The organism is Mycobacterium conspicuum (assembly GCF_010730195.1).
GTDB classification, from domain to species: Bacteria; Actinomycetota; Actinomycetes; order Mycobacteriales; family Mycobacteriaceae; genus Mycobacterium; species Mycobacterium conspicuum.
This window is the reverse complement of record NZ_AP022613.1, coordinates 4,372,861-4,386,771: the sequence shown is the minus strand read 5'-3', so window position 1 is coordinate 4,386,771 and position 13,911 is coordinate 4,372,861. Positions and strand designations below refer to the sequence as shown.

At 67.4% G+C, this 13,911-nt stretch carries 10 protein-coding genes and 1 pseudogene; 7 read left to right on the top strand and 4 right to left on the bottom strand.

The window, feature by feature from the left end:
- Window positions 1–13: 13 nt before the first annotated feature.
- The 3 genes from G6N66_RS19985 to G6N66_RS19975 all read left to right on the top strand — a co-directional run bounded on the left by G6N66_RS19985 (window position 14) and on the right by G6N66_RS19975 (window position 1,280).
- Window positions 14–364, top strand: coding sequence for a DivIVA domain-containing protein (locus G6N66_RS19985; RefSeq protein WP_085235355.1), 351 nt, complete (start codon window positions 14–16; stop codon window positions 362–364).
- Window positions 364–945 carry a DNA-3-methyladenine glycosylase I gene (locus G6N66_RS19980; RefSeq protein ID WP_085235356.1) on the top strand — a complete coding sequence of 194 codons (582 nt, stop codon included), beginning with the start codon at window positions 364–366 and terminating at the stop codon, window positions 943–945. Before G6N66_RS19985 ends, G6N66_RS19980 begins: the two co-directional genes overlap by 1 nt.
- A gap of 167 nt (window positions 946–1,112) precedes the next feature.
- A complete protein-coding gene (locus G6N66_RS19975; RefSeq protein ID WP_003406247.1) occupies window positions 1,113–1,280 on the top strand; it encodes a DUF3117 domain-containing protein in 168 nt (55 codons plus the stop codon).
- A gap of 14 nt (window positions 1,281–1,294) precedes the next feature.
- Here the strand turns inward: G6N66_RS19975 and glgA are convergent, their stop codons facing one another.
- The gene (gene glgA, locus G6N66_RS19970) at window positions 1,295–2,458 is read right to left on the bottom strand and encodes a glycogen synthase (protein WP_085235357.1); all 1,164 of its coding nucleotides are present in this window, start codon (window positions 2,456–2,458) and stop codon (window positions 1,295–1,297) included.
- Between the two features lie 114 nt (window positions 2,459–2,572).
- Here glgA and glgC point away from each other — a divergent pair, with 114 nt between their 5' ends.
- Both glgC and G6N66_RS30135 read left to right on the top strand, forming a co-directional pair.
- Window positions 2,573–3,787: a glucose-1-phosphate adenylyltransferase gene (glgC, locus tag G6N66_RS19965; RefSeq protein ID WP_085235358.1), complete on the top strand. Its 1,215-nt coding sequence runs from the start codon at window positions 2,573–2,575 to the stop codon at window positions 3,785–3,787.
- Between the two features lie 579 nt (window positions 3,788–4,366).
- On the top strand, window positions 4,367–7,006 hold the full coding sequence (locus tag G6N66_RS30135) for a PE family protein (RefSeq protein ID WP_269474933.1): 2,640 nt from the start codon (window positions 4,367–4,369) through the stop codon (window positions 7,004–7,006).
- Window positions 7,007–7,197: 191 nt separating this feature from the next.
- Here G6N66_RS30135 and G6N66_RS29715 read toward each other — a convergent pair.
- Window positions 7,198–7,564 (bottom strand): annotated as a pseudogene (locus G6N66_RS29715) (IS3 family transposase); the annotation flags it as partial.
- Window positions 7,565–7,782: 218 nt separating this feature from the next.
- Here G6N66_RS29715 and G6N66_RS19950 point away from each other — a divergent pair.
- Together G6N66_RS19950 and G6N66_RS19945 are read left to right on the top strand one after the other, a co-directional pair.
- Window positions 7,783–9,663 carry a tetratricopeptide repeat-containing glycosyltransferase gene (locus G6N66_RS19950; protein WP_232079365.1) on the top strand — a complete coding sequence of 627 codons (1,881 nt, stop codon included), beginning with the start codon at window positions 7,783–7,785 and terminating at the stop codon, window positions 9,661–9,663.
- A 109-nt stretch (window positions 9,664–9,772) separates the two neighbouring features.
- Window positions 9,773–11,617, top strand: coding sequence for a tetratricopeptide repeat protein (locus tag G6N66_RS19945; protein WP_085234316.1), 1,845 nt, complete (start codon window positions 9,773–9,775; stop codon window positions 11,615–11,617).
- A 345-nt stretch (window positions 11,618–11,962) separates the two neighbouring features.
- Here the strand turns inward: G6N66_RS19945 and G6N66_RS19940 are convergent, their stop codons facing one another.
- Complete coding sequence (locus G6N66_RS19940) at window positions 11,963–12,835, bottom strand: PqqD family protein (RefSeq protein WP_139825335.1); 873 nt, start codon at window positions 12,833–12,835, stop codon at window positions 11,963–11,965.
- A 78-nt stretch (window positions 12,836–12,913) separates the two neighbouring features.
- Window positions 12,914–13,801: a D-alanyl-D-alanine carboxypeptidase family protein gene (locus tag G6N66_RS19935; RefSeq protein WP_085234357.1), complete on the bottom strand. Its 888-nt coding sequence runs from the start codon at window positions 13,799–13,801 to the stop codon at window positions 12,914–12,916.
- Window positions 13,802–13,911 lie beyond the last annotated feature (110 nt).

The window sequence follows — 13,911 nt, the reverse complement described above, 5'->3', positions numbered from 1 at the left end:
CAATATCGTTCCCGTGGCGTTGGTATTGCTCTACCTGGTGGTTCTCGTCCTGGTGGCGATCGTGCTGTTCGGCGCCGGCAGCCTGCTGTTCGGGCGCGGCGAGCAGTTGCCGCCGCTGCCGAAGGGCACGACGGCGACGGTGTTGCCGGCGTTCGGCGTGACCGGCGCCGACGTCGACGCCGTCAAGTTCACCCAGGTGCTGCGCGGCTACAAGACCAGCGAGGTGGACTGGGTGCTGGACCGGCTGGGCCGGGAGCTCGAGGCGCTGCGCGGTCAGCTGGCGGCGCTGCAGCCATCCCCAGAAACCCAGCCCGACGTGATGGAGATGGAACCAAACGACGCCGAAAAACGTCCGGACAAGTAATGGAGGACGACGGCCGGATCCGGTGCGGCTGGGCGGGACTGAGCTCCGGTCCGCACGCCGAGATGTACCGCAACTATCACGATCAGGAGTGGGGCCGCCCGCTGCACGACGGGACCGCGCTGTTCGAGCGGATGAGCCTGGAGGCCTTTCAGAGCGGGCTGTCATGGCTGATCATCCTGCGCAAACGCGAGAATTTCCGGCGCGCGTTCCGCGGGTTCGACGTCAAGAAGATCGCCCGCTTCAAAGACGCCGACGTGCAGCGGTTGCTGGCCGATGACGGGATCGTGCGCAATCGGGCCAAGATCGAGGCGACCATCGCCAACGCCCGCGCCGCCCTCGACCTGGGGTCGCCCGCCGACCTGTCCGAGCTGCTGTGGTCGTTCGCGCCGCCGCCGCGGCCGCGACCGGCCGACGGATCCGAAATCCCCTCAGCGAGCGCCGAATCGAAGGCCATGGCGCGCGAACTGAAGCGCCTCGGGTTCCGCTTCGTCGGCCCTACCACCGCCTATGCGCTGATGCAGGCGACGGGGATGGTCGACGACCATATTCGTGCGTGTTGGGTGCCCCCGCTAAGTCGGTAGGGGCCGACATTGCGGGTCTTTGTGCACCTATCGACATCGATAAGGAACAATGGGGGGGTGATTGGGCAGTTCAATGTCGGGTGTCGCCGGGATCCCACCGGCGAGTCATGCTCGGTGCCGACCAGGTCCGCGACCGCGGGTCAGCTCAAATCTGGAGGGAGTACTCGATGGCGGCGATGAAGCCCCGGACCGGAGACGGTCCTCTGGAAGCGACGAAGGAGGGGCGCGGCATCGTGATGCGGGTACCACTGGAAGGCGGCGGCCGGCTCGTCGTCGAGCTCACCCCCGACGAAGCCGCCGCGCTCGGCGACGAACTCAAGGGCGTCACCAGCTAGCCCCGGCGGGGGAGTTACGCGCACACCTTGCGGTAGATGTCCAACGTCTGCTCGGCCACTTGCGCCCAGGAGAATTCCTCGATGCAGCGCTGGCGTCCGGCGCGGCCGTAGCGCTCCGCCCGTTCGGGGTCGGCAATCAACTCATTGACCGCCTCGGCCAACCTGGCCCGGTAACCGACCGGGTCGTCGCGGTCGTAGTGCACCAGTGATCCGGTGACGCCGTCGGCGACCACTTCGGGTATCCCACCGACGTCGGAGGCCACCACCGCGGTGGCGCAGGCCATCGCCTCGAGGTTCACGATCCCCAACGGCTCATACACCGACGGACAGACGAAAACTGTTGCTGCCGAAAGGATTTCGCGTAGCTCCCCGATGGGAAGCATGTCGCGGATCCAGTACACCCCGGTGCGGCTGCCGGCCAGCCCGGCCACCGCGGTCCGCACTTCCTCGGCGATCTCCGGGGTGTCGGGCGCGCCGGCGCACAGCACCAACTGCGCCTCGGGGCTGAATTGGTGCGCGGCCGCAACCAAATGGGCGACGCCCTTCTGCCGGGTGATCCGCCCGACGAACGCCACGATCGGCCGGCTCATGTCGACGCCGAGCTCGGCCAGTACGGAGCCGGTGCGCACGGGCCCGGCCGGCTGCCACACGTCGGTGTCGATCCCGTTGCGGATGACGTGCACCAGGCTGGGGTCCAGGGCGGGGTAGACGCGCAGCATGTCTTCGCGCATGCCGTTGCTGACCGCGATGATCGCGTCGGCGCCCCGCACGGCGGTGTGCTCCACCCACGTCGAGATCCGGTAGCCGCCGCCGAGCTGCTCGGCCTTCCACGGCCGCAGCGGCTCAAGGGAATGCGCGGTCAACACGTGGGGAATGTCGTAGAGCATCGCGGCCAGATGCCCGGCCATGCCGGTGTACCAGGTGTGGGAATGCACGACCGTGGCCGCCGACGCCGCGTTTGCCATCACCAGGTCCGACGACAACGTGGACAGGGCCGCGTTGGCGCCCCGCAGCCTCGCGTCGGGTTGATGGGCGAACGCGCCGGGGCGGGGCTCGCCCATGCAGTGCACGTCGACCGCGCACAGGCGGCGCAGCTGCGCAACGAGTTCGGTGACGTGTACCCCCGCCCCGCCGTAGACCTCCGGAGGGTACTCCCGAGTCATCATCGCCACCCGCATACTCCGCACGGTAACGGCCCGACGAGGCGACTCGCCAGCCGAGTCGGACAGAAGCCGGCGGGGCGGGCGCGCTTTCCCCTGGCAGCGGCAAGCGGCTGCCGATAGGTTTGAGCCATGAGGGAAGCGCCACACGTGCTGGGCATCGTCCTGGCCGGCGGTGAGGGCAAGCGGTTGTATCCGCTCACCGCCGATCGGGCCAAGCCCGCGGTTCCCTTCGGCGGCGCCTACCGACTGATCGACTTCGTGCTGTCCAATCTCGTCAACGCCCGCTATCTAAGGATTTGCGTTCTCACGCAATACAAGTCGCATTCACTCGACCGTCACATTTCGCAGAACTGGCGGTTGTCCGGATTGGCTGGCGAGTACATCACCCCGGTGCCGGCGCAGCAGCGCCTGGGCCCGCGCTGGTATACCGGATCGGCCGACGCGATCTATCAGTCGCTGAACCTGATCTATGACGAAGACCCGGACTACATAGTCGTTTTCGGCGCCGACCACGTGTACCGGATGGACCCCGAGCAGATGGTCGCCTTTCATGTCGACAGCGGAGCGGGAGCGACGGTGGCCGGCATCCGGGTGCCGCGCAGCGAGGCGCACGCGTTCGGGTGCATCGACGCCGACGACTCGGGCCGCATCCGCAATTTCCTCGAGAAGCCCCTGGAGCCGCCCGGCACTCCCGACGATCCCGACAGCACCTTCGTCTCGATGGGCAACTACATCTTCACCACCAAGGTGCTCATCGACGCGATTCGCGCCGACGCCGACGACGACCATTCCGATCACGACATGGGCGGCGACATCATCCCGCGGCTGGTCGAGGACGGGATGGCCGCCGTGTACGACTTCAACGACAACGAGGTCCCCGGTGCCACCGACCGCGACCGCGCCTACTGGCGGGACGTCGGAACGCTGGACGCGTTCTACGACGCGCACATGGACCTGGTGTCGGTGCATCCGGTGTTCAACCTGTACAACAAGCGCTGGCCGATCCTGGGCGCCTCGGAGAACCTGGCGCCGGCGAAGTTCGTCAACGGCGGCTCGGCGCAAGAGTCGGTGGTGGGTGCCGGCAGCATCATCTCGGCGGCCTCGGTGCGCAACTCGGTGCTGTCGTCCAACGTCGTCGTCGACGACGGCGCGATCGTGGAGGGCAGCGTGCTCATGCCGGGCGCGCGGGTCGGGCGCGGCGCCGTGGTGCGGCACGCCATCCTGGACAAGAACGTCGTCGTCGGGCCCGGCGAGATGGTCGGTGTCGATCTGGAGAAGGACCGCGAACGGTTCGCGATCAGCTCCGGCGGCGTGGTCGCGGTGGGCAAGGGCGTCTGGATTTAGCCGCCGAACCGACGCAAGATCGCGTGTTTCGTGCCGCGACCGTACTTCTCGTTCTGGCTTGGGCGGCTTGGCCGCGGGCAGACGCCGGGGGTTCATGCCCAAGCCTGGCCTGCGTGGGGGTCCAGCACGGGCCGGCGGGTTCACCACGATCGGCGACCCGGGCTCGGATTGAGGCCAGCGCGACTGATCCATTTCCTCGGGTTACAAATCTCACCCGGAGGAGCATCAACGCAACTGCACTACCCTATATTTTCGCAATAGACAAATACATATATATGTAGCCGTCGGCAATAAATACAGATAGGCATCAATTCGTCCAGCCATACGGACTTCCATCTTGATGCGCATATGTCCATACATAAACGCATTAGACCAGCTCAGACAGGATTTTGATAGATAGCTACGCTACGAAAAGCTCGATTCCGACAAATGGTATGAAAACGTCAGACACACCGGTGCCCAATTTTCCAAAAACCTCTTGATAAACAATCAGCGCGCGGTAGTCTCTCGAAATCGGTTGTTTCGGGCACAGCCACTTTTCGACCCACGCAAGTTCCGGCGACAAGTGTTGAGGTGCCCATGAACTCCCCTTTGTATGTCTCACCGGCCGTCATCCAGTGGATGAGTGCAAATCTCGACAGCATCGGCGCGAACTTGGCCAGCGAGCACGCGGCGGCGGCGGGTCCGACCACCGGGCTCGTGGCCGCGGCGGCCGACGAAGTGTCGACGGAGATCGCTTCGCTGTTCTCCCAGCATGCGGCGGGATACCAGTCGCTGGCCGCGCAGGCAGCGGCGTTCCATCTCGACTTCACGCGCAGGCTGAACAGCGCTGCCGGCGCGTACTCCGCCGCCGAGGCGGCAGGCGCCACGCCGCTGGCGGCGGCCATGGACGCCGCGCAGAAGCTTGCGGTGTTTTCGCCTGTCGCGGCGGCGACGGGGCGCCCGTTGTTCGGCAACGGCGCCAACGGCGCCAACGCCCCGGCCGGTAGCGGCCAGGCTGGCGGTAACGGCGCGGACGGCGGATGGCTGGCCGGCAACGGCGGTAACGGCGGTAACGGCGGGTCGGGCCCGGCCGGTGGCGGCAGTGGTGGCGCCGGTGGTAAGGGCGGCGCCGGCGGGTTCTTTTTCGGCCATGGCGGTAACGGTGGTAACGGCGGGGCGGGCACGGCCAATGGCGCCAATGGTGGCGCCGGTGGTGCCGGTGGTACCGGCGGGTGGTTCATGGGCCACGGCGGTAACGGTGGTGTCGGCGGGGCGGGCGCCCTGGGTGCTGCAGCCACTCTTCCTGGCACGAATGGTGGTGCAGGTGGTAACGGCGGTGCCGGTGGTGCCGGTGGTACCGGCGGGTGGTTCATGGGCCACGGCGGTGACGGTGGTGCCGGCGGGCAAGCGGGCAACGGTGGTGCGGCCGCCGTCAATGGTGTCGGCGGTCCTGGCGGCGTAGGCGGTCAAGGCGGTGCCGCAGGTCACGGCGGCGCATTCTTCGGCCAAGACGGACACGATGGCCAAAACGGTCAGTCCGGTGGCGGTGGCGGTGGCGGTCACGGCGACACCGGTCCCATTGGGCCGACTGGCCCGGTCGGCCCGACCGGACCCATCGGACCGACTGGCGCGACTGGCCCGGCTGGCCACACCGGGGCGACGGGCCCCGCTGGCCACACCGGGGCGACGGGCCCGACTGGCGCGACGGGCGGTACCGGGGCGACTGGGGCTACCGGTGGTACCGGTGCGACGGGCCCGACCGGGGCTACGGGTGGTACCGGTGCGACGGGTCCGACTGGCCCGGCCGGCCACTCCGGCGCGACGGGCCCGACTGGGGCTACGGGCGGCACGGGGGCGACCGGCCCGACCGGGGCGACGGGTGGCACGGGGGCGACCGGTCCGACCGGGGCGACGGGCGGCACGGGGGCGACCGGCCCGACCGGGGCGACGGGCGGCACGGGGGCGACCGGCCCGACCGGGGCGACCGGTGGTACCGGGGCGACCGGCCCGACGGGTCCGACCGGGGCGACCGGTGGTACCGGGGCGACCGGCCCGACCGGGGCGACGGGTGGCACGGGGGCGACCGGCCCGACGGGTCCGACCGGGGCGACCGGTGGTACCGGGGCGACCGGCCCGACGGGTCCGACCGGGGCCACGGGTGGTACCGGGGCGACCGGCCCGACGGGTCCGACCGGGGCCACGGGTGGTACCGGGGCGACCGGCCCGACGGGTCCGACCGGGGCCACGGGTGGCACGGGGGCGACCGGCCCGACGGGTCCGACCGGGGCGACCGGTGGTACCGGGGCGACCGGCCCGACCGGGGCGACCGGTGGTACCGGGGCGACCGGCCCGACCGGGGCGACCGGTGGTACCGGGGCGACCGGCCCGACCGGGGCCACGGGTGGTACCGGGGCGACCGGCCCGACCGGCCCGACCGGGGCGACCGGCGGCACGGGAGCGACCGGCCCGACCGGGGCCACGGGTGGTACCGGGGCGACCGGCCCGACCGGCCCGACCGGGGCGACCGGCGGTACCGGGGCGACCGGCCCGACCGGCCCGACCGGGGCGACCGGCGGTACCGGGGCGACCGGCCCGACCGGCCCGACCGGGGCGACCGGCGGTACCGGGGCGACCGGCCCGACCGGCCCGACCGGGGCGACCGGCGGTACCGGGGCGACCGGCCCGACCGGCCCGACCGGGGCGACCGGCGGTACCGGAGCGACCGGCCCGACCGGGGCCACGGGTGGTACCGGGGCGACCGGCCCGACCGGCCCGACCGGGGCGACCGGCGGTACCGGAGCGACCGGCCCGACCGGGGCCACGGGTGGTACCGGGGCGACCGGCCCGACCGGCCCGACCGGGGCGACCGGCGGTACCGGAGCGACCGGCCCGACCGGGGCGACCGGCGGTACCGGAGCGACCGGCCCGACCGGCCCGACCGGGGCGACCGGCGGTACCGGAGCGACCGGCCCGACCGGCCCGACCGGCGGTACCGGGGCGACCGGCCCGACCGGGGCGACCGGTGGTACCGGGGCGACCGGCCCGACCGGCCCGACCGGGGCGACCGGCGGCACCGGAGCGACCGGCCCGACCGGGGCGACCGGCGGTACCGGAGCGACCGGCCCGACCGGGGCCACGGGTGGTACCGGGGCGACCGGCCCGACCGGCCCGACCGGCCCGACTGGACCGACGGGACCGACGGGACCGACCGGCCCGACCGGGGCTACCGGACCGTAGGCGAGAGGAAGGGGTGGCCAGAGGCCACCCCTTCCATCGACCGGGCCAAAGATCGACTTTCGACAATTTGTTATCGATGTCGTGACCGGATGAGGTTGAATCCTCGAGCGGTTAGGACGGTGCTGATGTCAGCACCGTCCTAACCGCATTTTGAGGCGAGATCGATTAGCCGATGCGCCTGCCTTGGGCCGGTCTCCCATTGCGCTGCAAGCTAATTCGGGATCGTTGTCACAACGTAGGACAGCAGGATAGGTGCCGTCCTTCGGCGGCCGCGGGTGGAGTTCCTCGGTGAGGTGATCGTCGGTAATGCTGCGCTCGACCCCGCCGCCGAGGCATTTGCGGGCGTCTGATCGATGATCGGCTTGATCTCTATCGGTCGAACGCCGGTGGTGACGCCGAAATCCGCAGGCCTTCCTCACGCCAAAAGCATTGATTTTTTGTGTGATTCATTTCCCGCCCCTTCGCCGCGGTGGTCATGACGACCGGTCGGAAACCGCGGCGAGGATGCCTCTTGACGCAGGTGCGCGGCCACTTCTGCAGGACGGAGTTCGGATCGGCGAATGCCGCTGACGGGCTCGCCCTAAGCCCGCCGAACTGGTTTTCCCACAGTCGATTTGGTGACACAGAGGGACCAGCTTGCGGCACATCCGCCGCGGTATTCCTTGCCTTCAGTCAATCAGTCGATCACCAACCGTCAGCGTGCGCACCAATCTGCTCGGGGCACTCGGCGCGCAAACCCCATCCGCTACACGCGATTGCTCTGTACACTCTGAGTAGTGTCCAAGCCAGTGACAACACGCTCCGCGATCTGCCTGAACATGATCGTGAAAAACGAGGCACACATCGTCGCGGAGACGCTCGATTCGGTCGCGCCCTACATCAGCTCGTGGGTGATCGTCGATACCGGTTCCACCGACGGAACCCAGGATGTGATCCGCAATCACATGGCCCGCTTGGGCATTCCGGGTGAGCTTCACGAACGACCCTGGCGGGATTTCGGCCACAACCGCACCGAGGCGCTGACCCTCGCGCAGGGCCACGGCGATTACATCTGGGTCGTTGACGCCGACGACATTATTGTCGGCACACCTGAGTTCAACCAGCTCGACGCTGACGTCTACTACATGAAGATCTCAGATGCCTCCATCACCTACCGGCGTGCGCAGTTGTTCCGTGACGGGGCGCGCGTGCACTACCAGGGTGTCGTGCACGAGGGCCCGGTGTGGGACGACTCGTGCGTCGTTGGGAGCTTGGAGGGCGACTGGCACATCGAATCTCGCCGCCTCGGTGCCCGTAGCCAGGATCCACAGAAGTATGCGCGCGATCGCGATCTGTTGCTGGCCGAAGTGGAACGCAACCCGAAGGACGCGCGGTCGGTGTTCTATCTGGCCCAGAGCTACTTCGATCTCGGTGATTTCGTCAACGCGCGCAAGTGGTATGAGCGCCGGGTCGAGATGGGGGGCTGGGACGAGGAGGTCTACTACTCGATGGTCCGGCTCGCGGAGTCGATGGCGCAACTCGATTGGCCGTGGCTGGTTGTCCAGGACGCCTACCTCAAGGCTTGGGAGTTTCGGCCGACCCGCGCCGAGGCGCTGCACGCGATCGCCCGGCGGTACCGCGAGGATCAGCGCTACGCGTCGGGGCACATGTTTGCCCAGCGCGCCGCGCAAATACCTCTTCCCGAAAACGACGTTTTGTTTGTCGGCGCGGATGTCTATGCCTGGCGCGCGATGGACGAGCAGGCGATCTGCGCATTCTGGATCGGCAAGCCTATAGAGGCATTCAGGCTGTGCCGGCGCCTGTTGGCCCTCCCTGGGATCCCCGATGGTGATCGGCAACGGATTGCGAGCAACCGTGACTTCAGCGTGCCCGCCCTGCTGGAGGCGGCGTCGTCGTATCCCGACACGCTGGCGCCTCCCGTCGCCCGTCCAGGCGGGGCCACGATCATCGTTAGCCTGGTCGCCGGACCGGACCGCGAGACCACCGAGCACGCCATTAACTCGTTTCTGAACTGCTGCCTCGATCTGCCACTGTGGCTTGGGCGCTTCCTGGTGGTCGACGCCGGCCTGTCAGCCTCGGACCGCGCGCTGCTGGGCGAGCGCTACGGATTCCTCGAGTTTGTCGAGTGCAGTCCCGACGACGGGCCCGGGGCCCAGCTGGCGGCGCTCCGTGCTCAGATCCAGGGACGGTTCTGGCTGCACCTCGGCCGGGGATGGCAGTTCTTCGCGCCGGAAAATTTCATCACCCGCTTGATCGCAGTGCTCGAGGCCGAACCACAGGTATTCCAGGTGGGAATCAACCTTGCCGATGCGGCCGCGCTGACCGGCGTTTGCGCGGCCGAGGCGGAGGCGCGCCGGGCACCCAATGCCGGCCGCTATGTCCTGGCCGACGTGGTGGCGGCGGGTCCGGCGATGTTCGATACCGCACGCCTGGACCGAGCCGGCGGGGTTAAGGGTAGCGAGTCCGATCCCGTCGCCGAACTCGGGCGACGGGCGGTCGCCGTCGGACTGCAGACCGCCAGTCTCGACGAGGTGCTCTGCATCGCCGCAGCCCCGCCGGCGCAGCAACCCACGGCCCCCGCGCGGGCCGCGAAGAAACCTCCGGCGAAGAAGGCGCCGGCGAAGAAGGGACGTCGGCCGAAGACGCCTCCTCGGTGATTGGATCGCGGCGCCGTTGAGGACCGCTCGAATTCACCGGTGCACGAACACTGGCTGAATGGGAAGAACTTCGAATACTGTTGCCGGCAGTCAAGATTGGGGAGGCGTGATGGCGGGCGTTGAGCCGATCATTGTCGTGCTCGGCCCGTTTGGCGGCGGTACGTCGGCCGTCGCCAATGTGCTGGACCAGCTTGGCGTATTTATGGGCAGCACCTTCTACTGGGCCTATCGCGCACCACACGAAACCTGGGAGGATTTGGGCCTGGGCCGATTGTGCGGCGCGGCCTTTACCGTGCCCGGCGGTCAGCTGCAAATGGATGCCGATTCTGCCAAGGCGAAATTTCGCAGTTGGGCCGACGATCATCGCCGCGCTGCCGCCAGCGCGGGACGCCGGCCCGGCGCCAAGCACCCGCTTCTTTGCGCTGCGGTGGATCTCATCCGTGACGCCTGGGGCCCGGTGGTACCGGTTGTGGTGGACCGACCGTTCGAGAAAGTGGTGGGGTCGCTGAATCGACTCGGATGGTGGACGGACGAGCAAGAGCGGAGCGAGTCGACGGCACATTTGATCGCAGCGCGCGACCGCGCGCTTCGCGACGACACCGCGACGGTCCGGGTGGATTTCGAGCAGCTTCGCTCCGCGCCGGCCGTGGTGATCCGCCGCCTCGCAGACGAGCTGCACCTGAACGCAACCGACGCCCAGATTGAGGCGGCCGTGCAAAGTATCGTGCAGGCAGACGATGTCCGCGACGCGGACCCATACGGAATCGACTTGCTACTGGCCAAGATTGAACGCAACCCCGAGGATCTGTGGGCGGTCGGTACGGTGGCCCATATCTACTTCGATACAGGCGATTTCGCCAACGCGCGCAAGTGGTATGCGCGACACGTCGAGCTGGGCGGGCTGCCCGAGGAGATCTACATCGCGATGTGGCGACTCGCGCAGGCGATGGTGAACCTGGGTGAGCCGTGGCCGGACATTCAAGACGCGCTCTTGCGGGCGTGGGCGTTTCGACCGACCCGCGCCGAGCCGCTTCATCAGATCGCCGTCCATTACCGGGCCGAGGGGCAGCATCAGCTCGGCTACCTGTTCGCCGAGCGCGCGGCGCAAATCCCGCTGCCCGACGAGGACATCAAATGTGATCGAGAGATCTACACCTGGCGCGCCATCGATGAGCAGGCGGTGTGTGCCGCGTGGATCGGCAAGCATGCCGAGGCGTTCGCGCTGTGTCGGCGGCTGCTGGCCAACCCCGAGGTCCCCGAGGAGCGTCGGCGCGCGATCGCGCTCAATCGCGACTTCTCGGCGCCGACGATGATCGAAGCGGCGGCTGCGTACCCAGATGCGTTGGCGGGCAGCCTGATTGCGGGCTCACGCGAAGCCGAGGTGACCGTCAGCCTGGTCGCCGGGCCGGATCCAGCCGCCACCGAACTGACCCTGAACTCGCTTCTACACTGCTGCACCGATCTGTCACGGGTCGGGCGCTTCCTGGTGGTCGACGCCGGCCTGTCCGCGCAGGATCGCGCCACCCTGCAGCAGCGTTACGGGTTTCTCGAATTCGTCGATCTCGGTGCTGATGACGAAGCGGCTGGCCAGCTCGCGCGGCTCCGCAACCAGATCGGTGGCCGGTTTTGGCTGCATCTGGGCCAGGGCTGGCGGTTTTTCGCTCCCGAAAACTACATCACCCGACTGTGCGCCGTGCTCGAGGCCGAACCGCGGGTGTTTCAGGTCGGCATCAACTATGGCGACGCGGTCAAGCTCACCCACGCCTGCGCTGCCGAGCAGCAGGTGCGCCGAGCACCCGACGCCGGCCGCTACGTCCTCACCGACGAGATGGCCAGCGGCCCAGCAATGTTCGACACCACACGACTAGATCAAGCCCACACGGTCGATAGCACCGAATCGGATCGACAACACACCGCCAGCCTCGACGAAGTGCTCTGCATCGCGGCGGTCTAACCACCGCCGTCGCCCACATGCGACTACACCGGCCCCAAATACGCAGCACTGCAGAAACATTCACACCTTGGCACTTGACCACAAACTATGAGCATGCCGGCTGGGTGCCGCGCGGGTTGCCGCATCCGAGGCGCGTCATTGGATACCGCGCCGGCGATGTTATGTTCATGTGCCCCAACAGATCCCGCGCTGTGCCGAAGCGTGTGCACCGTACGGTTTGAAGCGAGGCCCGCCCCGCGCCCCGCTCGCCCGCGCGCGGCTGCTCTGCGCCCGCTCCTTAGCCAGCAATTGCTGTCGCCCGGCTTGAGGACTCTGCTTCCGGAAACCCTTTAAGTTCCCCATCTTCTAGTCAACGAATAGCAGACCGTTCTTCTGCAGCCAGAGAATAATAGATTGTATCTCTGACTCCGCCTCGACTTGGGATAGTTCGAATTGCGCCATGGCGTCGTCCACTATGTCCGGCACTGCGCAATTGCCTTGCAGCTCTTGCAGAACCAGAATCCACAAGGGGTTAAGTGGAACGCGCTGGTCCGGATCAAACTCAAGAACTCCGTCGGGTTGTAGGCGCAAATGCTGCGTAATGTTAATTGCCCCCGGCATGGTGCTCAGACGCGGCCGCTTGTCAAATTTCCACTCTGCGTAAGGTCCCGTTTGGTCAACATAATGCAAGAACAGTTGAGCAGCAAACTCGCCGTCGAACGATTCGCGCCAATGAGGACATTCTATCCCCCGGTAAACCACCGCATCCCCGGGTTCCAATGCTGCGCTTCTTGCGCCCATAGGGCCTTCGACCCACAGCGGCCAGACAGCAGGGGCGCGGTATCCCAAATTGATGCTCACACTAAACTCGCAGGCTGGCCGATCGGTGTGCCGTTCAAGGCTATTTCCAGCCGTATAGACACGGAAGTAAGAATAGGTAGGAAAAAGAGGGCGTTGAGCGATTTGTTCGATCTCCGGAAGAAGGCCCTCGAGAAGGCCTTCCATGTAGAAATCGCCACACCTCGAAAATGGGCTGAGTGTCGGGTCTGGCGGCACTGTCTTAAACGCTTGGGAAAGATCGAGCGCGCGTTGGCACAGCCTTGTCCGGTCCTCCGAAGGCACCAGTTGTTTGACGAAAGTAAAACTGTGGGCGGCAAATTCCTTAAGGTTCTCGTCGGTAATCGGTGCCGCAGAAGACGTTTCGTTTTCGACGGCCGTCGCGGGTTTCTCGTCAGCCATTTACGCATCGTATCAGCGGATGCGCTGCGCCACGCCGCAGCAAACGCTACAGACCCACCGCAGGCGGCGCTCCGCGCCTCAGAGCGTGCCGATCGCCGACTCCGGGTGCAGGGCGAAACCCCAATCCAGCAGGTGGGCGGCCTGTTCCCAGTACCTTTGTGCGCTCTCGTCGTCGTACAGCATCGCGACCACTAGCCGGCGGTCACCACGGGAAGCTGCGCCGACGAAGGTTGTATGCGCGAGCGGCGTGTAACCGGTCTTACCGCCGATTGTGCCCGGGTATCGCTGCAGCATCTCATCGACGTTGGCGATCTTGCGCTGGCCGCCGTCGCCGGGAAACATCGCCGACCGCTCGCCGGTGATCTCGGCGAACACCGGATTGGCCATCGCTGCCCGAAAGATCACCGCCAGGTCGCGTGCCGTCGTCGCCCCCGGGTCGCGCGGGTCGCCCACGGCCAAACCCGACGGGCTGGGCGCGCGGGTGTTGACCGCTCCCAGCGACGAAGCCTTGGCGTTCATCTTGGCTACCGCGACCTGCTGGCCGCCGAGCATGTGAGCCAGTGTGTTGGCGGCGTCGTTGCCCGAGACCACCAGCAGCCCGTCTAGGAGTTGACGCGCGGTATAGGTACGGCCGACTCTGACGCCCACACAGCTGCACCCCACGTCGACGTCGGCCTCGTTGACGACCACGGAGGAATCCAGGCTCAGCTCGTCGAGCGCCACCAGCGCCAACAGCACCTTGATCGTGCTCGCCGGTGGGTAGGCCGCATCCTGGTAGCGGCTGGCCAGCACCTGACCACTGTCGAGGTCGGCGACGATCCAGGCTGGTGCTGCCACGTTGGGAATTGGCGCCGAGCCTGGCGGCTGTAGCACGCCAGTGTCGCCACCTGCTGGCCCGGTGGCGCCTGGCGCGGCCGTGGCAAGGATGGCAGGAAGGGCGGCCAACGCGACCAGGAGCTTCCGCACAACGGCCAGCTTAACAACGGTCGGCAGCACAGCCGGGTGCGGCATGAATGGCCTTGTCTAGCCTTGTGACTCGGTGTGGTCATCTACATGCAACGAATTCATCGAGCGGG